General features: G+C 69.6%; 23 protein-coding genes and 1 tRNA gene. 12 read left to right on the top strand and 12 right to left on the bottom strand.

Features of this window, described 5'->3' with window-relative positions; translation table 11 throughout:
* Positions 1-20: 20 nt before the first annotated feature.
* Together ACU0DV_RS09020 and ACU0DV_RS09025 are read right to left on the bottom strand one after the other, a co-directional pair.
* Positions 21-1,763, bottom strand: coding sequence for a heparinase II/III family protein (locus ACU0DV_RS09020; RefSeq protein ID WP_100927748.1), 1,743 nt, complete (start codon positions 1,761-1,763; stop codon positions 21-23).
* 126 nt (positions 1,764-1,889) lie between these two features.
* The gene (locus ACU0DV_RS09025; RefSeq protein ID WP_446273539.1) at positions 1,890-3,131 is read right to left on the bottom strand and encodes an RsmB/NOP family class I SAM-dependent RNA methyltransferase; all 1,242 of its coding nucleotides are present in this window, start codon (positions 3,129-3,131) and stop codon (positions 1,890-1,892) included.
* A 93-nt stretch (positions 3,132-3,224) separates the two neighbouring features.
* Between ACU0DV_RS09025 and ACU0DV_RS09030 the strand changes: the two genes are divergently transcribed.
* Positions 3,225-3,410: a DUF1674 domain-containing protein gene (locus ACU0DV_RS09030; protein ID WP_100927750.1), complete on the top strand. Its 186-nt coding sequence runs from the start codon at positions 3,225-3,227 to the stop codon at positions 3,408-3,410.
* Between the two features lie 635 nt (positions 3,411-4,045).
* Here the strand turns inward: ACU0DV_RS09030 and dapB are convergent.
* Positions 4,046-4,858, bottom strand: coding sequence for a 4-hydroxy-tetrahydrodipicolinate reductase (gene dapB, locus ACU0DV_RS09035; RefSeq protein ID WP_446241385.1), 813 nt, complete (start codon positions 4,856-4,858; stop codon positions 4,046-4,048).
* A gap of 86 nt (positions 4,859-4,944) precedes the next feature.
* On the opposite strand from dapB, the gene rbfA reads away from it, so the two are divergent.
* From rbfA to lpxK, 8 genes are all read left to right on the top strand, one after another.
* Positions 4,945-5,340, top strand: a complete 396-nt coding sequence (gene rbfA / locus ACU0DV_RS09040) for a 30S ribosome-binding factor RbfA (RefSeq protein WP_100927752.1) — start codon at positions 4,945-4,947, stop codon at positions 5,338-5,340.
* 4 nt (positions 5,341-5,344) lie between these two features.
* Positions 5,345-6,088, top strand: coding sequence for a phosphodiester glycosidase family protein (locus tag ACU0DV_RS09045; protein ID WP_283982416.1), 744 nt, complete (start codon positions 5,345-5,347; stop codon positions 6,086-6,088).
* Positions 6,089-6,197: 109 nt separating this feature from the next.
* Entirely contained in the window at positions 6,198-7,646 is a 1,449-nt protein-coding gene (locus ACU0DV_RS09050; protein WP_446241386.1) for a S1C family serine protease, read from the top strand.
* A 93-nt stretch (positions 7,647-7,739) separates the two neighbouring features.
* Entirely contained in the window at positions 7,740-9,086 is a 1,347-nt protein-coding gene (locus ACU0DV_RS09055) for a TldD/PmbA family protein (protein ID WP_446241387.1), read from the top strand.
* Complete coding sequence (locus ACU0DV_RS09060) at positions 9,073-9,906, top strand: inositol monophosphatase family protein (protein WP_370311162.1); 834 nt, start codon at positions 9,073-9,075, stop codon at positions 9,904-9,906. Before ACU0DV_RS09055 ends, ACU0DV_RS09060 begins: the two co-directional genes overlap by 14 nt.
* Before the next feature lie 110 nt (positions 9,907-10,016).
* The gene (locus ACU0DV_RS09065) at positions 10,017-10,256 is read left to right on the top strand and encodes a DUF4170 domain-containing protein (RefSeq protein WP_100927757.1); all 240 of its coding nucleotides are present in this window, start codon (positions 10,017-10,019) and stop codon (positions 10,254-10,256) included.
* Between the two features lie 4 nt (positions 10,257-10,260).
* The gene (locus ACU0DV_RS09070) at positions 10,261-11,466 is read left to right on the top strand and encodes a 3-deoxy-D-manno-octulosonic acid transferase (protein ID WP_446241388.1); all 1,206 of its coding nucleotides are present in this window, start codon (positions 10,261-10,263) and stop codon (positions 11,464-11,466) included.
* On the top strand, positions 11,466-12,458 hold the full coding sequence (lpxK, locus tag ACU0DV_RS09075) for a tetraacyldisaccharide 4'-kinase (protein WP_446241389.1): 993 nt from the start codon (positions 11,466-11,468) through the stop codon (positions 12,456-12,458). The genes ACU0DV_RS09070 and lpxK overlap by 1 nt, the downstream gene beginning before the upstream one ends.
* A gap of 48 nt (positions 12,459-12,506) precedes the next feature.
* On the opposite strand, the gene ACU0DV_RS09080 is transcribed toward lpxK, so the two are convergent.
* On the bottom strand, positions 12,507-13,370 hold the full coding sequence (locus tag ACU0DV_RS09080) for an N-formylglutamate amidohydrolase (protein WP_446241390.1): 864 nt from the start codon (positions 13,368-13,370) through the stop codon (positions 12,507-12,509).
* A gap of 159 nt (positions 13,371-13,529) precedes the next feature.
* On the opposite strand from ACU0DV_RS09080, the gene ACU0DV_RS09085 reads away from it, so the two are divergent.
* A tRNA-Val gene (locus ACU0DV_RS09085) sits at positions 13,530-13,604 on the top strand.
* A gap of 140 nt (positions 13,605-13,744) precedes the next feature.
* Positions 13,745-13,870, top strand: a complete 126-nt coding sequence (ykgO, locus tag ACU0DV_RS09090; protein ID WP_005859170.1) for a type B 50S ribosomal protein L36 — start codon at positions 13,745-13,747, stop codon at positions 13,868-13,870.
* A 222-nt stretch (positions 13,871-14,092) separates the two neighbouring features.
* Here the strand turns inward: ykgO and ACU0DV_RS09095 are convergent, their stop codons facing one another.
* Both ACU0DV_RS09095 and ACU0DV_RS09100 read right to left on the bottom strand, forming a co-directional pair.
* Positions 14,093-16,096, bottom strand: a complete 2,004-nt coding sequence (locus ACU0DV_RS09095; RefSeq protein ID WP_446269795.1) for a peptidoglycan-binding protein — start codon at positions 16,094-16,096, stop codon at positions 14,093-14,095.
* Positions 16,097-16,260: 164 nt separating this feature from the next.
* The gene (locus tag ACU0DV_RS09100; protein ID WP_446241392.1) at positions 16,261-17,433 is read right to left on the bottom strand and encodes a phenylacetate--CoA ligase family protein; all 1,173 of its coding nucleotides are present in this window, start codon (positions 17,431-17,433) and stop codon (positions 16,261-16,263) included.
* Between the two features lie 89 nt (positions 17,434-17,522).
* Between ACU0DV_RS09100 and ACU0DV_RS09105 the strand changes: the two genes are divergently transcribed.
* A complete protein-coding gene (locus ACU0DV_RS09105) occupies positions 17,523-18,344 on the top strand; it encodes a hypothetical protein (protein ID WP_157814924.1) in 822 nt (273 codons plus the stop codon).
* Positions 18,345-18,387: 43 nt separating this feature from the next.
* Here the strand turns inward: ACU0DV_RS09105 and ACU0DV_RS09110 are convergent, their stop codons facing one another.
* The 6 genes from ACU0DV_RS09110 to ACU0DV_RS09135 all read right to left on the bottom strand — a co-directional run bounded on the left by ACU0DV_RS09110 (position 18,388) and on the right by ACU0DV_RS09135 (position 23,554).
* Positions 18,388-19,209, bottom strand: a complete 822-nt coding sequence (locus tag ACU0DV_RS09110) for an ABC transporter ATP-binding protein (RefSeq protein WP_100927764.1) — start codon at positions 19,207-19,209, stop codon at positions 18,388-18,390.
* Between the two features lie 123 nt (positions 19,210-19,332).
* Positions 19,333-20,625, bottom strand: coding sequence for an ABC transporter substrate-binding protein (locus ACU0DV_RS09115; RefSeq protein WP_446241393.1), 1,293 nt, complete (start codon positions 20,623-20,625; stop codon positions 19,333-19,335).
* A 121-nt stretch (positions 20,626-20,746) separates the two neighbouring features.
* A complete protein-coding gene (locus ACU0DV_RS09120; RefSeq protein ID WP_100927766.1) occupies positions 20,747-21,823 on the bottom strand; it encodes a branched-chain amino acid ABC transporter permease in 1,077 nt (358 codons plus the stop codon).
* A gap of 64 nt (positions 21,824-21,887) precedes the next feature.
* The gene (locus ACU0DV_RS09125) at positions 21,888-22,214 is read right to left on the bottom strand and encodes a hypothetical protein (RefSeq protein ID WP_446241394.1); all 327 of its coding nucleotides are present in this window, start codon (positions 22,212-22,214) and stop codon (positions 21,888-21,890) included.
* A complete protein-coding gene (locus ACU0DV_RS09130) occupies positions 22,214-22,462 on the bottom strand; it encodes a hypothetical protein (RefSeq protein WP_100930841.1) in 249 nt (82 codons plus the stop codon). The genes ACU0DV_RS09125 and ACU0DV_RS09130 overlap by 1 nt, the downstream gene beginning before the upstream one ends.
* Before the next feature lie 138 nt (positions 22,463-22,600).
* Entirely contained in the window at positions 22,601-23,554 is a 954-nt protein-coding gene (locus ACU0DV_RS09135; protein WP_446241395.1) for a branched-chain amino acid ABC transporter permease, read from the bottom strand.
* Positions 23,555-23,840: the final 286 nt, after the last annotated feature.

Below are 23,840 nucleotides of genomic sequence, written 5' to 3' on the forward strand. Positions count from 1 at the left end.
GGGCACTCCAAGGGTCAGACTCAGACGTCCGTCGGATCCTGCGCAAGATCGCGCACGGCCAGCGCGGTCTCCTGCGCCTTGGCCAATGACCACCGGACGCGCGTCGCATACTGCATCGCCCGCCCGGATAGAACCACCTGCTTCGTCGCACGTGGCCGCAATCGCCCCTTTTCGAGATACACCGAGGGTTCGAGGGTCAAATCCACGCCGCCGTCGAAGCGCAGCACCCAGATTTCACCCGACCGGAGCGCCATCGACACCGCGTTGCCGCCCATGTCGACGGTCACATCGACCTCCGGATGCAGGTGAAAGCGAATCTCGTAGGGCAGCCCCCCCAGCTTCACCGCGTCCATCGCCTTGTCGAACCGCTTCTTCGCCGGACCGTCGAGCGCGACGAGGTAGTCCTCGCCCCTCAGGCTCCGCCCGTCCAGCGACAGCTCCAGCGACCGGGCATGGGTCAGCCCCTGCACGGCGACATAGCCGTCGTGCCCACCTTCGAAGCGCAGCGATTCGGCAAGGTGGGTCATCTGGATCGGCACGTGCTTCGGTGCGTCCTCAAGCAGTTCCCGCCGCGCCTGTCCGACCCAGCGCGGCGCCGCCAGCCGGGCCGAGCTGTAGCCCTGCAGGCACAGCACCGAATGCGACAGCGTGGCCCGCCCCGCGCGGCGCCAGTCCTCGCCGAACCCGCCGCCCGAGCCGCAGTTGACGATCAGCGGCCGTCGGCCCGAAGTCAGCTCGAACGCGAGGGTGGAAGCATGGGCGTTGCCCGAGGCCGCCCCGACCGGCGGCACGGCGGCATCGATGACGATGCTCGTGCGCCCGGCCGAAAGCCGCGCGAACCCCATCGCCAGCCCGTCCGCCTGCCGCTTCTTCGATCCGGAGGCCGCCAGCGCCATGTCCAGCCGCCCGTCCAGACCGCGCCCGCCGCCATGGAATCGCGCCAGCCCGCCGTCCGCATGGCGCAATGTGCGCAATGTGGGCGCGATCCGCGCGATGGCCTCAAGGTGGTCCTTGTGGGGGACGAGGTCCGCCTCCTCCAGCGCCGCCTGCGCCCATGTCAGCAGGGTGAAGACCTCAAGCAGTTCCTCCGGGTTGCGCGTCGGGATGCCGCCCTGCGCCGACACCTGCCGCCGGCACTCCGCGCCAAGCGCCTCGCGCGCCGGATCGACATGCGCCTCCATCCCCTCCAGCGACAGCGCCGCGTAAAGCAGCCCGGTCATCGCCTCGAACCGCGCCAGCCCCGGCGGGGCCGAGGCACCGCGCCGCGCCAGAAACGTCGCCTGCGCACCCAGGGCGGCATAGAACGCCTCGCTCTTCTCCGACGGAAGGCCGCGCAGCACGAACAGCGCGTGATGTATCCAGCGGATCAGCCGCCGCCCGGTCAGTTCCGGCGTCCAGCCCGGCCCGGTGCCGCGCCCGTACCGCGCGATCCAGCCCCAGAGCCACTCCTGCGCCAGCTTGCGCGCCTTGATGTCGCCCACCGCCGCAAGATCGTCGAGCCAGGCAAAACCGTTGATTTCCTCGGTGAACGTGGCGTCCGGCGCGGGGATGTCCCAGAGCATGGCGCCCGGCGCCTCGACGAAATGGCCGGCGAACATCAGGTTGCCCGCGCACATCTGCCGCCCCTTGGCAAAGAAACCCACGGTGCGCGGTTCCGGCTGGCTGACGAATCCGTCCGCCGCACGCGCACGTGCGGCCAGCCGTGCGTGCACACGGTTCATGACCCGCTCCGGCGCGGTCCGCCAGTTGCGCTGCGTCGTCATCGCTGCCTTGCCTCGTTGCCCTTCCGGGGACCCTTGACGGGAACGGCCCTTTGCGGGCGCTTGCGCGGGATCATAGCTTCCGCATTCGACAAAGTCATTAACGAACGCCACCGGTAAGGCCGCGGATCAGTCCTTGGTCACGCAGGCCATGTAGAAACCGTCCATGCCGCCGCGCTCCGCCCAGAAATCGGGCCTGAGCCGCAGCCCGCCCTCCTCGCTCTGCCAGGCGGGTTCGATCCAGGGCGCCTCGGCCGGGACGACGCGCAGGCCGGGATGACGCTCCAGCGCCTCCTCGATCTGGCACTCGCCCTCGTCGGGGAGCAGCGAACAGGTGGCATAGACCAGCCGCCCGCCCGGTTTCAGCAGCGACAGCGCATGATCCAGCATCCAGCCCTGCAGCCCGATCAGTTCCGAGATCTTCTCGCCCATGTGCACATGCGGCAGGTCGGGATGGCGGCGGATCGTGCCGGTCGCCGAACAGGGCGCGTCCAGCAGGATGGCATCGTATTGCCCGCGATGCTCCAGCGCGTCGCCCGCAACCAGCGTGGCCTCCAGCCCGCAGCGGTCGAGGTTCTCGCGCACCCGCGCCAGCCGCGCCTCCGATATGTCGAGCGCGGTCACCCGCGCGCCCCGGGCGGCCAGTTGCAGCGTCTTGCCGCCCGGCGCCGCGCACATATCCAGCACGTCGAGGCCTGTCACGTCGCCCAGCAGCTTCACCGGCAGCGCCGCGGCGGCGTCCTGCACCCACCACACGCCCTCCGCAAAGCCGGGCAGCGCGCTCACCTGGCCCGCGTCCTTCAGGCGCACCGATCCGGTGGGCAGCGTCTCGCCCGGCAAGCCCTCCGGCAGGTCGCCTTTCAGCGTCAGGTCGACCGGCGCGCCCGCGAAATGCGCGCGCTCCATCGCCGCCACCGCCTGCGGGCCCCAGGCCTCCACCAGCGGGGCGCGCAGCCACTTCGGCAGGCGCGGCACCCGCAGCTTCGCCCATTCCGCCGGGCCTGTCTCGGCCACCTTGCGCAGGACGGCGTTGACCAGCCCCTTAGCACCCTGCGTCCGCTTGCCGCGCGCGGCGATCTCGACGCAGTCGCTGACCACGCCATGCGCGGCCCCGCCGGTGCACAGCTCGGTCGCGCCCAGCCTGAGGATATTCATGACGCGCCCCGCCGGGGCCTTCCTGAGATGCGGCTTCAGCACCCGGTCGGCACGCTCCAGCGCGCGCAGCACCTCCGTCGCCAGCCGCTGCGCCGCCGCGCGGTCGGGCGCCTCAAGCCGGTCGAGACGGTCGGTCTCCGACAGCGGGCGGTGCTGCACCAGCACCATGTCCAACAGGTCGACGGCGGCCAGACGGGCCGGGCTGGGGTCTGCCATGGAGTCTCCGGAATCTGGCCCGGGCTTGCCCCGGACGGCACCGGGCGCCTATATCAACAGCCATCGCCCTAGGAAAGCCCAGCGAGGACCGTCATGCCCGAGACCCCCGAAAGCGACCTGCCCCCCGCCGCGCAGCGCGCCCTTGCCGAAGCGGCGGAACGCCGGGCAAAGGCAGAGGCCGAGGCAAAGGCCCTCCCCAAGGAGTACGGCGGCCGCGACGGCCCGGAACCCGTGCGCTACGGCGACTGGGAGAAGAAGGGCCTCGCCATCGACTTCTAGGACGCGCGCCCGAGCGGGCCGGTCAGCGCCAGATCCAGAGAAGCAAATCCGGTGCCGCGACCCGTCACGGCTGTACAAGCGCGCCTCACGCCAGCGGCCACCTCCAAAACGCGGCCCAATCCCCACAATACCTGAATTGTGCAAGTCGCCACAGACGTCGCCTCGCGTCCAAAGCGTCATCACCGCGCTTTCGCAGGGGAGGCTCTTCGTGCCAACATCGGGAAACAACAAGTTACAGAGAATGGGTTGCAGTCAAAAACTCGGCGCAAACCTCTAAGGCGGGACATCAGATCGTCCGCGCAAACCATAAATATCGTGTAGGGTTTTGGGACCACATCTCGAGACACCTCGCCAACCTGGAAGCAATCCAAGGGCTGCGGGCGCCAATGAGAATATCGGATTATCGAAAGAACGGCACGCATCGTATCCTGCGGCCGCCAGCGCGAAACACCAGCGCCGGATTTCCGCCAAACATCGCAATTGTGAAAGAAACCCGAACGACCCGGCCTTCACCCAACCGGACAAATGCGCCATAAACTCCCTGCCTGACCCCACGCCCCGGCGTCCCCGCGCCCTGAGCGGGGCGCCGAGGGTGGGCGGGTGGGCGGCGCTCCGGTCAGGGCGCGGGGACGCCGTCAGCCCAGCCCCAGCACGTCCAGCATGTCGTAATGGCCCGGGCCCTTGTCCTGCCCCCAGAGCGCGGCCTTCAGCGCGCCGCGGGCAAAGAGCGTCCGGTCGGAGGCGACGTGCTTCAGTACGATCCGCTCTCCCGGCGTGGCGAACAGCACCTCGTGCTCGCCGATGATGTCGCCGCCGCGGATCGCGTGGAAACCGATATCGCCCCGCTTCCGCGCGCCGGTGATCCCGTCGCGCCCCCGGTCGGACACATCCGACAGCTTCACGCCCCGCCCCTCTGCCGCGGCCTCGCCCAGCATCAGCGCGGTGCCCGAGGGCGCGTCGACCTTGTGGTGATGGTGCGCCTCGATCACCTCGATGTCCCAGTCGGCATCCAGCGCCGAAGCCACCTGCTTCACCATCCGCGTCAGCAGGTTCACGCCCAGCGACATGTTCCCCGCCCGGACCACCACGGCGTGGTGCGCCGCGCGGTCGATGGCGGCGATGTCGTCATCCGACAGCCCCGTGGTGCCGATCACGTGCACCGCCCGCGCCTGCGCCGCCAGTTCGGAAAACGCCACGGTCGCCGCCGGGGCGGTAAAGTCGATCACCGCCTGCGCGCACGAGAACGCCTCCAGCGCGTCGTCGCTCACCTTCAGGCCCATCTCGGCAGCGCCCATGGCCAGCCCCAGGTCGCGCCCGACCCAGTCGTGGCCCTCGCGCTCCAGTGCGCCGACAAGGGTCAACCGGTCCGAGGCCATGACCTCCTTCACGAGCATCTGACCCATGCGTCCGGAAACGCCCGTTACAACGACACCTGGCTGATCCGTCATCGTCCACACTCCTCAAGTCCGTTGCGATCCCATACAGCGGTCGTCGGCGCTTGGCAAAGCGACAGCTTCGCTCTACTTCTCCCCCCATGGCACGCAACAGATTCCAAGACGGCCCCGGGCCAAGCCAACGTCAGCTCCGGGTGAGCGAAGTCATCCGGCGCCAGCTGTCGGATGTGCTCATGCGCGGCGACGTTCACGATCCGGAGCTCAACCGCCTCTCGATCACGGTCGGCGAAGTGCGCGTTTCCCCCGATCTCAAGGTCGCCACGGCCTATGTCGTGCCCCTGGGCGGGCAGAACGCCGACGACATGTTCGCGCTCCTCGACCGCAACAAGGGCGAGCTGCGCCGCGCCGTCTCGAAGGGGCTGACTCTGAAGTTCGCGCCCGAGCTGCGCTTCCGCCTGGACGAAACCTTCGACAATCTCGACGAGGCCCGGCGCCTGTTTTCCGACGAAACCGTGCGCCGCGACGTGGAGGGCTGACCCCATGCTCCGTGTCTGCCTTGCGCTGACGGCGTTGCTCGCCTCGGTGGCAGCGCCCGCCGGCGCGGTCACCTGCCAGAACGTCGAGTTCGAGTCGATCCGCTACGCCGTCTGCGAGGTCGACGCCACGAAGGAGGACCTGCGCCTCTTCCGCGCCGACGCCAACGGCCAGCCCATCGGCCAGTTCTCGCGGCTGGAGGCGATGCTGGCCGAGAACGGCGAGACGCTCGCTTTCGCGATGAACGCCGGCATGTACCACGAGGACCGCGCCCCGGTCGGCCACTACGTCGAGGACGGCAAGGAAGAGATGCGCGTCATCTCCTCCCCCGGGCCGGGCAACTTCGGCCTGCTGCCCAATGGCGTGCTCTGCATCACCGACAAGCGCGCCCGCGTCTACGAGACCCGCGATTTCCTTGCCGCGAAACCCGCCTGCCGCGACGCGACACAGTCCGGCCCGATGCTGGTGATCGGCGGAGAGCTGCACCCCCGCTTCCTGCCCGACTCAACCTCGCGCTACATCCGCAACGGCGTCGGCACCTCGAAGGACGGCAAGCGCGCGGTCTTCGCGATCTCGCAGAGCCTCGTGACCTTCCACGAGTTCGGCCGTTTCTTCCGCGACGGTCTGAAGCTGCCCAACGCGCTGTTCCTCGACGGCAACGTCTCGCGGCTCTACGCGCCGGAACTGGGGCGCAACGACCTCGGGCGGCGCATGGGTCCCATCGTGGCGGTGACGCAGAAGGCCCCCTGACCGGCCGAAGCCTGCGCTGCCAGCGGACACCGCCGGGGCGGAAGCGATTGCCGCGCGTGGGTCCGCGTGGCAGGCTGCCCGGACAGACCATTCGTTGCTGCGATCTTTCATGACCGGACCTTTGCGCACCCTTTTCGTGCTCCTCCTGCTGGCCCTGCCCCCGTGGCGACCCGCCTTGGCGCAGGAGACGGTCGACCTCGCCGCCCCCTTCACCGCCGAGGACCTCTCGATCCAGGACCGGCGCTTCCTTCAGGTCGCGCTGGCTTTCGAAGGGACCTTCGACGCCCCCGTCACCCCCGACTGGACCCCCGGTGCGGAGGCGGCGATGCACGGTTTCGTCCGCACCGCATATGGCGCCGCGCCCTCCGCGCTGCACATGGCCGCGCTGGCGCAGGATCTGACGGACCGCATCGCGCGGGACGGCTGGACGTGGCGGCACCTCGACACGCTGGGGCTGTCGCTCCTTTTCCCGGCCAAGACCGCGGACCCCGCCCCGCCGGAAGGCGCGTTCACCGTCTGGGACCATGGCGGATCCTCTCTCCGCTACCGCTTTGCCACCCTCTCGCGGGTCGAGGCGCAGGCCCTGCACCGCGACACCGTGGCGCTTCAGGCAGAGGGCGGCACGGCGATCCGCACCCGCGACGCCAGCCTGGCCGTGACCCGGATCACCGGCGCGGACGGCACCCTGCGCCACGTCCGTTCCGACTACATCGACGGCGCGTGGTCCACGGTGGTCCTGTCGGCAGAGGCGTCCGACCGCGCGCTCCTCGGGGCGGTGGCGGCCAGCATCGCGCCGGGACTGGCGGCGCCGCTTGCGGTGACGCGGGGCGGGCGGCTCGACCGGACACGAACGGCCGCGGCGCCACTGCTGGCAACCCTCGACCGGCTGCCGCAGGACGCGCCCACCCCGAACGAGGCCACCCTCCCGCACCCCCTTCCGCCCCGCGCCGCCAGCACCGGCAGCGGTTTCTACGTCTCGGCAGAGGGGCACGTGCTGACCAACGCCCATGTCACCGACGACTGCACCACGATCCGCGTGGACGGCCTGCCCGCCCGCCTGCTGGCGGAGGCCACGGACAGTGACCTTGCGCTTCTTCTCTCGGACGGCCTGGCCCCCGCGGTCGCCACCTTCTCCGAGGCGCCCGCGCGGCTCAATTCCGACGTGACCGCGCTGGGGTATCCGCTGTCGCACATCCTTGGCGGGATGAACGTGACGCGCGGCGCGGTCTCTGCCAGCACCGGGCTGTCGGGCGACCGTGCCACGATGCAGATCACCGCGCCCGTTCAGCCCGGCAACTCCGGCGGGCCGCTGATCGGTGCCGATGGCTCGGTGGTGGGCGTCGTGGTGGCCAAGCTCGACGCGCTCTCCATCGCCGACCAGCTCCGCGACATTCCCCAGAACGTGAACTTCGCGGTGAGGGCCGAGGTGGCGGCGCGGTTCCTGGCGGCGCAGGGCATCTCTCCGCGCCACGCCGCACCGCACGCGGCGCTCCCGCCCGAGGACCTGGCCCAGCGGGCCGCCGCCTTCACCGCCTTCGTGGAGTGCGATCCGCGCTGACCGGCAGGGCCCGGCCCCGCGCCCTTCCGCGAAACGCTTGCACCCCGACGCGCGGCGCCCTACCTCGGGACAACGACCGACGAAAGGCTGCAGATGTCCCAGACCCCGACCGAGCTGACCCAGGCCCTGCTCGACGCCGCGAAGAAAGCCGGCGCCGATGCCGCCGACGCCATCGCCATCGAAGGCACGTCGCTGTCCATCGACGTGCGCGCCGGGACGCTGGAACAGGCGGAACGGGCCGAGGGGCGCGACCTCGGGCTGCGGGTCTTCGTGGGCAAGCGGGTCGCCAGCGTTTCCACCTCCGACACCCGGGCCGAGGCGCTGACCGCCATGGCCGAACGCGCCGTCGCCATGGCCCGCGAGACACCCGAAGACCCCTACGCCGGCCTTGCCGACCCCTCGCAGCTTGCGCGCGACTGGGACATGGACGCGCTGCAACTGGCCGACCCCACGGCCGAACCAGCCCCGGCAGAGCTTGAGGACGACGCCCGCCGGGCAGAGGCCGCGGCGCTGGCCCATAAGGGCATCACCATGGTGCATTCCGCCTCCGCCACCTACTCGGCGCAGAACGTGGCGCTGGCGGCCTCCAACGGCTTTGTCGGCGGCTACCGCCGCACCGGGCGCTCGCGGTCCTGCGTCGCCGTGGCGGGCACCGGGCTGGCCATGGAACGCGACTACGACGGCGACAGCCGCATCTTCCAGTCCGACCTGCGGTCCGCCGAGGACATCGGCAACACCGCCGCAACCCGCGCGCTGGAACGGCTGAACCCGAAACGTCCGAAGACCGGCGCCTACCCCGTGCTCTTCGACGAACGCATCTCCTCGTCGCTGATCGGCCACCTCGTCGCCGCGTCGAACGGCGCATCGGTGGCGCGCGGCGCGTCATGGCTGCGCGGCGCCCTCGGCGAAGATGTCCTGCCAAAAGGCCTGTCGCTGATCGAGGACCCGCACCGCCCGCGCACCTCCGCCTCCCGCCCCTTCGACGCGGAGGGCCTGCCGACCAAGGCCCGCAAGCTGATCGACGACGGCGTGCTGACCGGCTGGACGCTCGACCTCGCCAACGCCCGCAAGCTGGAGATGGAGAGCACCGCCAACGCCGCGCGCTCCGTCTCGGGCGGGATTTCCCCGACCGTCTGGAACCTCGAACTGACGCAGGGCGACAAGACCCGCGAAGAGCTGATGGCCGAGATGGGCAGCGGCCTGCTGGTGACCTCGATGATCGGCTCCACCATCAACCCCAACACCGGCGACTACTCGCGCGGGGCGGCGGGCTGGTGGGTGGAGAACGGCGCATTGGCCTACCCGGTCTCCGGCGTCACGCTGGCGGGCAACCTGCGCGAGATGCTGCGCGCCATCACCCCCGCGAACGACGCCCGCCCGTGGCTGTCCCGCGTGGTGCCGTCGCTGCTGGTCGAGGGGCTCACCCTTGCCGGAGACTGAGGCAGACGCCGACCTGCGCCTGCTGACCGATGCCGCGCGCCGGGCGGGCGAGATCGCGACCGGCTTCATCGGGCAGGACCTCGATATCCGCTACAAGGACGACGACGCGGGCCCCGTGACGCGCGCCGACCTCGCCGTGGACACGGCCCTGAAGGAGATCCTGCGCCCGGCCCGCCCCGATTACGGCTGGCTGTCGGAGGAAACGCCCGACGGCGACACCCGGCTTGGAAAGCAGCGCGTCTTCATCGTCGATCCCATCGACGGCACGCGCTCCTACATCGAAGGCTCGCGCGCGTGGGCGCATGTGCTGGCGGTGGTCGAAGACGGGATCGTGCAGGCGGCGGTGGTCTTCCTGCCGATGCTGGACGCGCTCTACAGCGCCCGGCTGGGCGGCGGTGCCCGGCTGAACGGCGACACGATCGCCGTCTCGCCCCGCGGCGCGCTGGCCGATGCGGAGGTGCTGGCCACACGGCCCAACCTCGACCCGCACCACTGGCCGGGCGGCGTGCCGCAGGTGAAGCGCCACCACCGCCCCTCGCTGGCATACCGGCAGGCGCTGGTGGCGGAAGGGCGCTATGACGCGATGTTCACCTTCCGGCCAAGCTGGGAATGGGACATCGCCGCCGGCGCGCTGATCCTGTCGGAGGCGGGCGCCACCGTCACCGACCGCCGCGGCCTGCCGCTGCGCTTCAACGGGCCGCATCCGCAGGTCGACGGGCTGGTGGCGGCCAATCCCGGCCTGCACGGCGCGCTCATGGCGCGGCTCAGCGACGCGGCACCGGGGACGCCCGGTTCGGCGGCAAAGGCCCGCAACCGGTAACGAAGTATTTGGCACGACACCCGAAACGCCCCGTGGCAAGCTTGACCCCGTCCCCGCGATGACTACGGTCATGGCCCGTCACCCCGGCTCCCATCCTTCAGGAGAAGCGCATGCAACGGCTCCATCTCGTCTTCGGCGGCGAACTCGAAGACCCCACCAAGACCGTGTTCCGCGACGTGAACGACCTGCACATCGTCGGCATCTTTCCGAACTACGAAGAGGCTTTCAACGCATGGAAGGCAGAGGCACAGCGCACCGTGGACAACGCCCACATGCGCTATTTCATCGCCCACCTGCACCGGCTGAGGGAGGAAGGCAAGGAAGCCTCCTCCACCGAAGAACTGGGCTGACGCCTTGAGCAGTCGCGCGTTGTCGCTCCAGGCCTATCTGGCCACGACGCGCGGCCCGGGCGCGGAAAAGCCGCAACCGCTGCCGCCGCGCCCGCCGGGGCCGGTCGTCTGGGCCTGGGCCTCGGGCGAGGAACGCGGGCGCGCGCTGGCCAGCCTCTGCGCCCGCCTGAACGGCCACCACCCGGACACCGAGATCGTGCTGTCCGGCGACACGCCCGCCACCGGCGAGGCGTTGCACCTGCCCGCGCCCGCCGAACGGCTGCCCGACTGCACCGCCTACGCGCGGCACCTGAAGCCGGACGTGGTGCTCTGGGCCGGGTCCAACCTGCGCCCCGCCCTGCTGCACGCGCTGTCGGAGGAGGGCGCGCATCTCGTCGCGCTCGACCTCGCCGACACGCCGCCCGTGGCGCCCGCCGCCGCGCGCTGGCTGCCCGATCCGGCCCCGGCGGCGCTGGCGCTCTTCGACACGCTCTACGCCACCGACGAGGCCGCCGCCCGGCGCCTCAGGCGGCTGGGGATGGAGGCCGCGCGCATCCACGCCGCAGGCCCGCTGATGGACACGGAGATGCCCCTGCCCTGCGCCGACACCCAGCACGAGGAGGTCGCGGGGCTGATGGCGGGGCGCCCGGTGTGGCTGGCCGCCCGCCTGCGCGGCGCGGAAACCCACGACATCCTCGCCGCCCACCGGCAGGCCGTGCGCCTCAACCACCGCCTGCTGCTGGTCATCGTCCCCGCCTGCGCGCAGGACGCCGAGCGGATCGTCCGCGCCGCCCGCCAGGCGCAGCTCCGGCTCTGCCTCTGGGACGAGGGCGACACCCCGGACGAGAACACCCAGGTCATCATCACCGAAGGGCCGGAGGCGCTTGGCCTGTGGTATCGCATCGCGCCGCTGGCCTTCCTCGGCGGCTCGCTCCTGACCGGCGTCGGCGGCGAGGACCCCTACGAGGCCGCCACGCTGGGCACCGCGATCCTTTACGGTCCGAACGTCGGCGGTCACCTGCGCAGCTACACCCGGCTGGTGGAGGCCGGGGCCGCACGAATCGTCCGCGACGCAGATTCGCTGGCGACGGCGGTGCTGCACCTCGTCGCCCCCGACCAGGCGGCGGCGATGGCGCATGCCGGATGGGACGTGATCTCCTCCGGGGCGGAACTGGTCGACAAGGTCATCGCCGAAGTGGCCGAGGTCCTCGACGAACGCGGGGCGGTCTGATGCAGGCGCCGCGCTTCTGGTTCACCCCGCCCGACGCCCCCGCGTGGCAGGCCCGCGCGCTGGCCCCGCTGGCCGCGCTCACCGCCCGCGCCACCGCGCGCCGCGTGGCCCGCGCCCCGGACCATGCTCCCGGCATCCCGGTGATCTGCGTCGGCAACGTCAACGCGGGCGGCACCGGCAAGACCCCCGCCTCCATCGCGCTCGTCCAGCGCCTGCAGGAGCGCGGCCTGACACCGCATGTGCTGTCGCGCGGCTACGGCGGCACGCTCGACGGCCCGGTGCAGGTCGATCCGCTCAGCCACACCGCAGACCAGACCGGGGACGAACCGCTCCTCCTCGCCGCCTTCTGCCCGGCATGGGTGGCAAAGGACCGCGCCGCGGGCGCCCGCGCGGCCGAGGCTGCGGGCGCCGACGTTCTCGTGCTCGATGACGGGCTGCAGAACCCGGCGCTGCGCAAGGACCTGACGCTGGTGACGGTGGACGCGCACATGGGCTTCGGCAATGGCCGCTGCCTGCCCGCAGGCCCCCTGCGCGAACCCGTGGCGGCGGGCCTTGCCCGTGCCGACCTGCTCCTCTCCATCGGCCCGCCCGCCGCGCAGCAGCGCTTTGCCGCCACATGGGGCGCTCAGGTGGACATCCCCCACCTGACCGGCGCGCTGGAGCCGCTGCAGACCGGCATGGACTGGCAGGACACGGCCGCCTTCGCCTTCGCGGGCATCGGCCATCCGGAGAAGTTCTTTGCCACCCTCAGGGGCCTTGGCGCCGATGTGAAGGGCACCGTGGCGCTCGGCGACCACCAGCCGCTGACCGCCGCCATCCTGACCCGTCTCGTGCAGGACGCGCGCCGGATGAACGCACAGCTCGTCACCACCGAAAAGGACGCCGTCCGCCTGCCCGCCGACATGCGCCGCCACGTGCTGACCGTCCCTGTCAGGCTGAAGATCGACGATCCCGCGCCGCTCGACGCCGCGCTCGACCGGCTGTTCGGCTGAACGGCACACCAGCCGCCCCGCGAATCGCGTCGGACCGGAAGACCCCCGTCACTCCGCCGCGAGCTGCCCCTGATCGCGCGCGCCCATCGCGGCCAGTTCCGCCACGACACCGCGCAGCACCCGCCGCACGTCCTCGAAATGCGCGCTCGGGCAGATGTTCCTCTCGTCCATGTAGAGCGAGCGGTCGATCTCCACCTGCACGGCATGCTGGTTCCGCAGCGGCCGCCCGTAGGCCTGCGTCGAATAGGCCCCGGCAAAGGGCGTGTTGCGCGCCACCACGAATCCGGCCGCGCGGAAGGCCGCCTCCACCCGTTCCACCACGTCCGCCGCCGAGGAGGCGCCGAAGCGGTCGCCGATCACGATCTCGGGCCGGGGCACGCCGTTACGCAGCGCGCCGTCCAGCGCCTCGCGCGGCATCGAATGGCAGTCGATCAGGATCGCCTCGCCAAAGATCGCGTGCGACTGCGCCAGCAGCGACGCCAGCTTCTCGTGATAAGGCCGCCAGATCTGCTGCAGACGGCGCTCCGCCTCCAGCCGGGACAGCTTGCCGCGATAGATCGCCCGGCCCCCCGCCACGACCCGCGGCACCACGCCGAGGCCCGAGGCCACGCGCGGATTGTGCCCCGAACGGCGCACCCCCTCGATCAGCGCCGGGTCCAGTTCGTCGACCGCGCGGTTGAGGTCGACGTAGGCGCGCGGCGCACCGGCGCGCAGCAGCGGGGCACCAAGTTCGGGCGCGGAATCGAACAGCCGGTCGACCCAGGCATCCTCCGACGAGCGAATCGTCCGCTCGTCCAGCTGGGTCGTCGCAAGGAAGCTCGGCGGATAATCGCGCCCCGAATGCGGGGACGCGAACACAACGCAACTCGACAGCGTCTTCGGAAGATGAAGATGGTAAGCTGTGCTGGGCATTGGCGCTCCTTTGCAGCAAATCATAGACCGAAAACTTTCGACTCCAAAAGCCCTTGATCCCGCTCCGGAACCTATTTATAGACCCCTCCACCGGCGCGGACCTCCCGCGCCCCTTTCTTTCGGAGGGGGCACGGACCAAGGGGAACCGATCGGCCATACGGGCGGTTAGCTCAGCGGTAGAGCACTACGTTGACATCGTAGGGGTCACTGGTTCGATCCCAGTATCGCCCACCAGATTTCACCCCCCGGGGGGTTGCGGGCGCGTCCTGAACAGGACCGCGCCCGAGATGTTCCGGGGACTTGCAACGCAGGACGCTCACGCGTCTGGCACAACCCATGGCGCTCGCGCGCCGCGAAAGACGAAGGAGAGACCGATGAAGGTCGCAAACTCGCTCCGCTCGCTCAAGAATCGCCATCGCGACTGCCGCGTTGTGCGCCGCAAGGGCCGCGTTTACGTGATCAACAAGACCCAGCGCAAGTTCAAGGCGCGTCAGGGCTGATCGCACGACCCGACCTTCGGGCCGGGATCGACGCAAGAAAGAACCCCCGCAGGCACAAGCCTCGGGGGTTTTTCGTGTTCATGGGCTCCGCAAACGTGACCCTCGGTCTGCGCACCCGCCCCTGCCGTGGTGCAGAGGTCGGGCCGCCGGGCCTGCTCAATGGCCCGGTCGGAGCGTCCAAAAGGCCCAGCCCACTGATTCTCCGCCCGCGTTTCCCGCCGGTCAGCCGCCGCGCGTCCGTTCGATGACCGCCAGCATGTTGCGGGCCTGCGTGGCACGCGCGCCGTTCGGGTAGGCCCGCAGGTAGCGCCGCACCTGCTCCTCGGTGCCAAGGCGCTCCACCTCGGCCCACATCGCCGCATCGGAGGGCCCGCGGCGCGGCGCAGGCTCGGCCCTTGCCGCTTCCGCCGCTGCGGCAGCCTCCTGGGCGGCCCGCTTGCGCTCCGCCTCCGCTGCGGCGGCCTGGCGGGCACGTTCGCGGGCGCGCTGCGCATCCGCCGCCTGCTCCTTCGCCGCGGCGTCCGCCTCGATCTTCGCGATCTGGTCGAGGTCGAGATAGCCGGTCTCTTCCATCCCTGCGTTCTTCTGCCAGCCGCGCACCGCATCGCGGGTGCCCTCGCCGAAGATCCCGTCCACCGCCCAGGTGTAATACCCCAAAAGGTCGAGATCGCGCTGGATGTCTCGCCGTGCCTCGCGCGTCAGGCCAAGGAAGTCCTCCGCCCGCCGCAGGTCATAGAAGGGATCGGACCTGATCGCCTTGATCCGCTGGTTGGCGGCGTTGGTATAGGCGCCGTCCGGCTGCGCCTTCAGGTAGGATGTATAGCTGGCCTCGGTGTTCTCGATCCGCGCCGCCCGCCAGGCCGCGTCGTCGGCTGCGATCTCCACTTCCGAACGGGTGTCTTCCGGCTCCGCCACCGGGGCGGTCTCGGCCACTTCCGGCGCGACCTCGTCCGCCGGAGCGGGTTCCGCGGTCTCCGCCATCACCGGCTCCGGCGCTTCGGCAGGTTCCGGCTCCGCGGCCACGACCGCCTCCGCCTCGCCCGTGTCCGCAGCCTCCGGCGCATCCGCCACCTCGGCCTCCGGCGCTTCGGTCACTTCGGCCACAGGTGCTTCGGCTGTATCGGCCTCGGGCGCTTCAGTCACCTCCGCCACGGGCGCTTCTGCTGTATCGGCCTCCGGCGCCTCGGTCACCTCCGCCACCGGCGCCTCTGCGGTGTCGGCCTCCGGCGCCTCGGTCACTTCCGCCACGGGGGCATCAGCCGTCTCCGCCTCGGGCATGTCCTCCGCCGGGGTCTCTGCAACCTCTGCCGCGGGGGCGTCCGCCTCCGTCTCCGGCTCGATCACCTCGACCACCTCATCGGACGGCATCTCCGACGCATCGGTCCCTTCGGCCTCGGCCACCTCCGCCTCAGCGACCGGCGCAGGTTCAGGCGCGGCGCTCTCCGCCACGTCCGGCGCCTCTTCGACCGCCTCGGGCTCTGGCTCCACCGCAGCGACCGGGCCGTCCTCCGGCACGCCGCCCGGCGCGCCGCCTACGTCGTCCACCGGCTCGCGCTCGACCACCACGAGGTCCGCGCCGCCGTTGCCGCTGACCGTCAGGCCCGCCGCCCGCGCCGCGGCCACCACCGGCACGCCGACCTTCACCAGATCGCCCGCCGCGAAGCGCGCCACCTTGGCCTCCTCGCCGCGCAGCACGGTCACACCCTCGGGCACGCGCAGCTCTCCCAGGCCCGGTTCGAGGAAATCGCCGAACTCGCCTGCCACGCCGCTTTCGGCCAGCACGAGGAAAGACCGCCCCGGCGACTTCGCCAGCACGCTCAGCACCGCCTCCACCGGGAAGGCCTCGACCATCACCGCCGCGTCGGCAAGGCCCGATCCGTCCGCCGCAGGCAAGAGCCACGACCCGTGGTCGGCATGGGCAAAGGCCCCGGCCAGGATCACCACCACCGGGCCGTCATCGCCGTCGATTGCAGACACGAAGGTGCGGAAGCCGTCCGACATCGCCGCGCCGCCCGCGTCGCGCGCCTCGGTCACGTCGAAGCCGTTGTCCCTCAGCGCCTGCGCCGTCTCTGCCACCTGTGTCGCGGCAAAGAGCGTCTGGACGCCGTTGTAACTGCTGTTGCCGATCACGAGGGCGTCGCCCTCGGCTGCCGCAACATTGGGCATCAATACGCCCGTGATCGTTCCGGAAACGAGTCCTGTAAAGGCAAGTGCAAGAATCCGCATGACAAATCCTCCTTTGTCCACAAGCCTACCGCGCTTGGCCCTTCCGACAAGACACGATTCTGCCAGAGCCGAAAACTTCTGCGGCGTGACAAACCCGCGCGCCCCGGAGGGCGCGGGAATTTTTTCCGGATTCTCAGGAAGATGCCCCGTTGCGGGTACAACCGTCAGTCGTAGGTGCGCTGATCCTCGATCACCAGCCCGTCGCGCGGCAAACCGCCGGGGGCCACCAGTTCGACCCGTCCCTTCATCTTCAGAACGCCTGCCACGCTGTCCTCGACGCCCGGGACGGCCTCTGCCCCGGTTTCGATTCGCACCGTCATCACGTCCATCTCGCCCTCGCGGCTGGCGACCACGCGGGCGCGGTCGATCTCGGCATGGCGGGCGACCAGTTCGGCCACCTGCTCGGGGCGCACGAACATGCCCTTGATCTTCGTCGTCTGGTCGGCGCGGCCCATCCAGCCCTTGATCCGGGTGTTGGTCCGCCCGCAGGGGCTTTCCCCCGGCAGGATCGCCGACAGGTCGCCGGTGGCGAAACGGATCAGCGGGTAGTCGGGGTTCAGCGTGGTCACCACGATCTCGCCCACCTCGCCCTCCGCCACCGGATCGCCGGTGCCGGGGGTCACGATCTCAAGGATCACACCCTCGTCGAGGATCATCCCCTCCTTCGCCGAGCTCTCGTAGGCGACGTTGCCCAGATCGGCTGTCGCGTAGCACTGCAGGCAAAGGATGCCGCGCTCCTCGTACCAGGCGCGGAGGGAGGGGAACAGCGCCCCGCCGCCCACCGCCGCCCGGGCGATCTGCAGCTCAAGCCCCATCTCGTCGGCCTTTTCAAGGATCACCTTCAGGTAATCCAGCGTGCCCGCGTAGGCGGTGGCGCCCACGTCCTTCGCCGCCCGCACCTGAAGCTCCGTCTGGCCGGTGCCGGCGGGCAGTACGGCAGCGCCCACCGCCCGCGCGCCGTTCTCGAAGATCATCCCGGCGGGCGTCAGGTGGTAGCCGAAACAATTCTGTACCACGTCGCCCACGCCGATCCCGCAGGCATGCAGGAAGCGGCCCACGCGCCACCAGTCATGGCTCACGCCGCCCGGCTCGTAGATCGGCCCCGGCGACTGGAACACATGCGCGAGGTTGCTCACCGGCAGGCCACCGAAGGGCGGGGCCTCCTTCTGGCGCGCCACGAGGTCCGCCTTGCGCAGCACCGGCAGCGACTTCAGGTCGGCCAGCGTCTCCAGCGCATCCAGCCCGTGCCGCGCCAGTTGCGCGTTCAGGCCCTCGAGCTGCGCCGCCTCCCGTTCGTCGCGGCTGCGCGTTTCGAGCGCGTCGAAATAGGTGCTCATCGGGTTGTCCCTCCCCTCGGGCAATCTGCATTTATCCGGATAGCTATTTTCCGGCGTTCTGATATTTTCCGTGCCGAAGGGGATAGTCCGTGATCACCCAACTGGAACGACGCCTGCGTTTCGATCATGACCGGAGGGTCATGCACCTGGATGTCTCCGGGCTGCGCTTCGAGCATCCCGTGGACGTCGATATCCACTTCGACGCGATCGAGGACAGCATCGCCGCCTCCGGCGAACGCCACTGGTATTTCCTGATCGACCTCACCGGCACCGCGATCCTGCCGGCGGCCTGCAAGGCCTACACGGGCCGCGTGCACGCGCTGAACCTGCATCACGCCCTGGGGTCCGCGCGCTACGGTGCCACGCCGGACATCGCCGCCGCGCTGGCCACGATCTCGCAGCAGTCCGGCTTCAACATGCCCGTGTTCCCGGACGAGGCAACGGCGCTGCGCTACCTTCAGGACATCCGCGACGCCAACCTGCCGCCGCGCGTGGACGAACGGACGCTGCGCTTCCACGACCTCTATCCGCGGGTCAGCTTTGATACCAACCGCCGCATCGTCGAGATCGACATGTCGGACATGACGCTCCACCATGCCCGCGACGTCGCCGACCTCTTCGACCACGTCGAGGCGCGCGTTGTCGCCATGGGCCGCCCGATGCGCTGGTACGCGCTGGTCAACTACCACAATGCGCAGGTCATGCCCGCCGCGTGGGTCGAATACGCCCGCCGGGGCCGCGACCTGAACACCAGTTTCTCGCTCGCGACGCTGCGCTACAACGTCGCCGAAGACGAGGCGGAGAACATCCGCGCGCGCAGTGCCAGCGCCGGCTTCGCGCCCAACATCTTCGCCACCCGCGCAGAGGCGCTGGCGCAGCTCGACCTCCTGCGCAGCATGCGCGAGGCGTGACAGATAGGCGCCGCCTTCGGGACAGGTCTTCATCGCGCGCCCCTCAGGCCAGCCAGCGTTTGCGGCGCCGGTAGGAACGCACGTCGCGGAACGATTTCCGGCCCTCGTCCGACATGCCGAGGTAGAACTCCTTCACGTCCGGGTTCTCGCGCAGCTCGCTGGCCGGGCCTTCCATCACAACCCTCCCGTTTTCGAGAATGTATCCCGAATGCGCATAGCGCAGGGCGACGTTGGTGTTCTGCTCGGCCAAAAGGAAAGACACGCCCTCCCCTTCGTTCACCGCCTTCACGATCTCGAAGATCTGCTCCACAAGCTGCGGCGCCAGACCCATCGAAGGCTCGTCCAGCAGGATCGTCTCGGGGCGGCTCATCAGCGCACGGCCGATCGCCGTCATCTGCTGCTCCCCGCCCGAGGTATAGCCCGCCTGGCTCTTCCGCCGCTCCTTCAGCCGCGGGAAATACTCGTAGACCATGTCGAGGTCCGCCTCGATGGCGCCCTTGCCGTCGCGCCGCGTGTAGGCGCCGGTCAACAGGTTCTCCTCGACCGTCAGGTGTTCGAAACAGTGCCGCCCCTCCATCACCTGGATGACGCCCCGCTTCACCAGTGCCGCCGGATCGAGGTCCTGCACCCGCTCGCCCTTGTAGACGATGGAGCCCTTGGTGACCTCGCCGCGCTCCGAATGCAGCAGGTTGGAAATCGCCTTCAGCGTCGTGGTCTTGCCCGCGCCGTTGCCGCCCAGAAGCGCGGTGATCCCGCCCTTCCGGACCGTCAGCGACACGCCCTTCAGCACGAGGATCACGTGGTTGTAGATCACCTCGATGTTGTTGACCTCAAGCAGGGTCTCGGTCTTCCCGGCGTCCAGCATGGCGTTCCTCTCGCAGCCCGCCGGACCCTTGCCCGGACCGCTGCCTCGTCTCTGTGAAAATCCCTTGGGTGCCCGGCGGCAGCGGCCCGCGCCGCCGCCGGACGTATCGTCACGCGCAGGCCGTCAGCCGCCGCAGGTCTCGTTCACCGGCCAGGGCTGGTTGGCCTCGGCGTATTCCGCCGCCGACGACGCGATCAGGTCGGCATAGCCGTCGGTGTTCGGCACCAGATGGTCGGAGGCCTTCACGAACTTCTCGCCGTCCCACTCCAGCATCCAGCCGCCGGACTTGCCGGTGTGGTCGTCGCAGGAGGTCTTGAACGGCGGCACCATGCCGGTCAGGCCCAGCTCGTCGATGCGCGCCTCGGTCATGTCGATGTTCTCGAGACCCCAGCGCAGCTGCGCCGCGTCGATCTCTGCCGTGCCGTATTCCTCCTGCGCCATGCGGATGCCCTCGGCGAGGATGGCCGAGATGATGATGCCGCGGTTGTAGAACACGCCTTCCATCTCTTCCGGGTTCGACTTCGTCAGACCGGCGTCGACCACGTGCTTCTTGATGTCCGCGATCACCGGCGCATCGGCGTTCGGGAACGACCACGAGATCGACTTGTAGCCCTTGCCGTCCTCGCCGACGATCTTGAGGTCGGCGTCATGCCCGGCCCACCACACGCCGATGAAGTTCTCCATCGGGAACTTGGTCTTCACCGCCTCGGTGATGGCCCCGGCGTTCATCGCGCCCCAGCCCCACATGATGACGTAATCCGGGCGCTCGCGGCGGATCTGCAGCCACTGGGCGGACTGGTTCTGCATCTCCTTCAGGCCGACCGGGATCGGCACCAGCTCGAACCCCTTCTCCTCGGCCAGCTTTTCGAGAACCGGCAGAGGCTCCTTGCCGAACGGGTGGTCGAGGTGCAGGTGCACGATCTTCTTGCCCTCCAGCGACCCCTGGCTTTCGAGGTACTGGATGATCATGTCGGCGCCGTCCCAGTAACCGGCAGGCGTGTTGAACGCCCACTGGAAGGTCGCGCCGTCCATCATCGGGCTGAAGCCATAGCCCGAGGCGAGGATCGGGATCTCGTCCACATTGGTCTTCGGCAGCACCTGCAGGGTGATGCCCGTGGACCACGGCTGGGTCACGATGGCCTGCCCCTTGGTCTTCTCGTAGCACTCGACGCCCTTCTCGGTGGAATAGCCGGTCTCGCATTCCTCGAAGTTGATCTTCGCGCCGCCGATGCCACCGTCCCGCTCGTTGAGCATGGTCATGTAGTCGGCCTGACCGTTCATCAGCGGAATGCCCGTCGCGGCAAAGGGGCCGGTCCGGTAGCTGAGGTTCGGGGTGTACAGTTCCTGCGCCATGGCAGCGCCTGCGGTGACACCCGCGACGACCGCGGCCACCGCCAGTTTCGTGAAGTGTTTCATTGGTTCTCCTCCCTGAAATCTGTCACTTCGTTTCTTACGTCGTCTTTCGGGCCCACCCTTCGCGGGACCCCGCGCAGGGCGCAGATCCTGCCCCCGCACGCGCGTCACCGGCCGCGCCCCGTCAGTGCGGGAACGGCCAGAGGATCATCTTCTCCCGGATCAGCCGCCACAGCTGCGCCAGCCCGTGCGGCTCCACGATCAGGAAGAACACGATCAGGCTCCCCACGATCATGATGTTGAGGTGCTCCACCAGCGCGCTGTCGATGGAAATCCCCAGCGCGTTCGGCAGCAGGTTCAGCACCACCGGCAGGCCCACGATCAGGATGGCGCCCAGGTAGTTGCCCATGATCGATCCCAGCCCGCCGATGATCGCGATGAACAGGATGCGGAACGACAGCGGGATGTCGAAGAGGTTCGGCTCCGCCGCGCCGCGCCACATGAAGACGAACAGCGCCCCCGCCACGCCCACGATGTAGGACGAGATCGCGAAGGCCGTCAGCTTCGAGCGCATCAGGTTGATGCCGATCAGCTCGGCGGCGATGTCCATGTCCCGCGTCGCCTTCCACGTCCGCCCCAGCGTGCCGCGCGTCAGGTTGATGCAGAGCATCGTCAGCAGGCAGACGATGAACAGCACCACGTAATACTGCACGATGCTGCTGGCCTGCGGCCCCGCCACGTAGACCCCGAACATCTCGAGGTTCGGCACCTGGATCGCGCCGCTTGCGTTGTAGTTGTAAAGCCAGGCCCACTTCTCGAAGAGCCACACGAGGAAGAACTGCGCCGCCAGCGTCGCGATGGCGAGGTAGAACCCCTTGATCCGCAGGCTGGGAATGCCGAAGGCCACCCCCACCCCGGCCGAGAACACCCCCGACAAGAGGATCGCGATCACCGGGTTCATCCACGGCATGAGCGTGATCAGCTTGTAGCAGGCATAGGCGCCGACCCCCATGAAGGCCGCGGTGCCCAGCGAGAGCTGCCCGGCATAGCCCGTCAGGATGTTCAGCCCGAGTGCCGCAAGCGAATAGATCAGCACCGGGATCAGCAGCGTCTGGAAGGCGAACTCGCTCGCCGTCAGCGGAAAGATCACCCAGGCGCACAGCAGGATCACCCCCAGCAGGATCGCGTCCTGCCGGACCGGGAACAGCGCCTGGTCCGCCTCGTATGTCGTCTTGAACTGTCCGGCGGTGCGATAGAGCATCCGCGGTCCTCCCTCTTCATCGCCCGGATCGGTCTTGCCGCCGGTCCCCGGGCGCTTTCACGTTTCAGTCGTTCCCGCGCCGCCGTGCGCCCGGGATGGCCGACGCCCAGAAGGCCGCCATGGCCTTCAGCGACGTCGTGGTGGCATTCATCGACGCCGACATCATGGTGTTCATGACGTCCATCTGCGCCTTCATCACGCCCTGCACCGCCTCGTGCTGCGTGTCGTAGTATTCGCTCAGCCCGTTCGCCGCGCGGGCGATGTCGGCGGCCTCCTCGCTGGCCGGCGCCCGTGCGCGCGACGTGCGGTCCCGTTGCGGAGCGCCGGTTTTCTGGGCGGTCTTCGGAGCGCGCGTCCTGTCCGTCCCGGCGGGGGTCTTCTGTGTGGCCATCAGGCATCCAGTCCTTCGTCTGCATCGTGACGCGCCCGGCTGCTGGCCGGCCGCGCATAGCCGGTCGCCTCGGTGTGCCGCACGATCCGGAACCACGCCCAGATCCCCAGTGCCGCCCCGAAGGCTGCCAGCAGCAGCGCAACGACCATGCGTCCACCCTGCTCCACCGGCGTCGTCAGCGCCAGATAGCCAAAAGACCAAAACCCCGCCCAGGCCACCACGTTGAGAACCGCGATCAGTTTCGTCATGCCTTCCACCTCCCGGACACCCGCCGCACCGCGCTGCCCGCCCGCCATTCCACTCGTCACGCCCCGCCCGTGTCCGGGGCCGTCCAGACCGCCCTCGGCATCCGTGAACGCCGCTGGCACTCTCTCGCCGCTGGCCCGCTAGACCCGCTCGATGATCCGCTCCCCGAACAGCCCCTGCGGCCGGAACAGCAGCACGATCAGCGCCAGCACGAAGGCGAACCACGTCTCGGTATTGCCGCCCAGCAGCGGCTGGCCCCAGTAGATCTCGAACAGCTTCTCCAGCAGGCCGATCATCAGCCCGCCGATGATCGCCCCGGTGATCGACTCGAGCCCGCCCAGCATCAGCACCGGCAGCGCCTTGTAGGCGATCACCTCCAGCGCAAAGCTGACCCCCGCCCGCGCGCCCCAGGCGATGCCCGTGACCAGCGCGATGATCCCCGCGATGAACCACACCAGCACCCAGACCGTCTGCAGCGAAATGCCCACAGACAGCGCCGCCTGGTGGTCGTCGCCCAGCGCCCGGATCGCCCGGCCCATCCGCGTGTAGTTGAGGAACGCCAGCAGCGCCGCCACCAGCGTGCAGGCCACCAGCACCACCGTGATGTCCAGATGCTGCAGGATCAGCAGCCCGCCCCAGGGCTCCAGCACCGTGTCGCCGGTGGGAATGCTCAGCTCCTCGGTGATCATCACCTTGTTCTCGCCGCCGAAGATGATCTCGCCAAAGCCGATCAGGAACAGCGTGATGCCGATCGTCGCCATGAAGAGGATGATGTCCGGCTGCCCGACCAGCGGCCGCAGCACCACCCGCTCGATGGTCACGGCCAGGACGAACATCACACCCAGCGTCAGCGCCAACGCGATCCACGCCGGCACCCCGAAGGCATGCAGCCCCACCAGCGTCAGCGCCGCGAAGACCACCATGATGCCCTGCGCGAAGTTGAAGATCCGCGACGACCGGAAGATCAGCACGAAGCCCAGCGCGATCAGCGCGTAAAGCACCCCAGACACCAGCCCCTCCCAGAGCACCTGCAACAGGAAGTCCGGCGCGTCGATCATGTCCGCGAACGGCTTGATGAAAATATCGTTCAGCATGAACCTTCCCCCTGCGCCCATAGGGCTTCTCTGCTTTCCAAGTACTCCGGGGTGAATGCGCGCCAGCGCAGAGGGGCAGCGCCCCTCCCCCCGTGGGGGCGCCCCCCGCCCCCCCCCCCCGGGTGCGACCCCCCCCCCACACCGCCCCTGACATGCCGCACTGGGGGCCGTTCCCCCTTGTGGGGGGGGCCGTACTCCGGCGGCCGGCGCGCGTGGCCCCCCCACGGGGGGAGGGGCGCTGCCCCTCTGCGCTGGCGCGCATTCACCCCGGAGTACTTGGAAAGCA

The organism is Sagittula sp. (assembly GCF_052825245.1).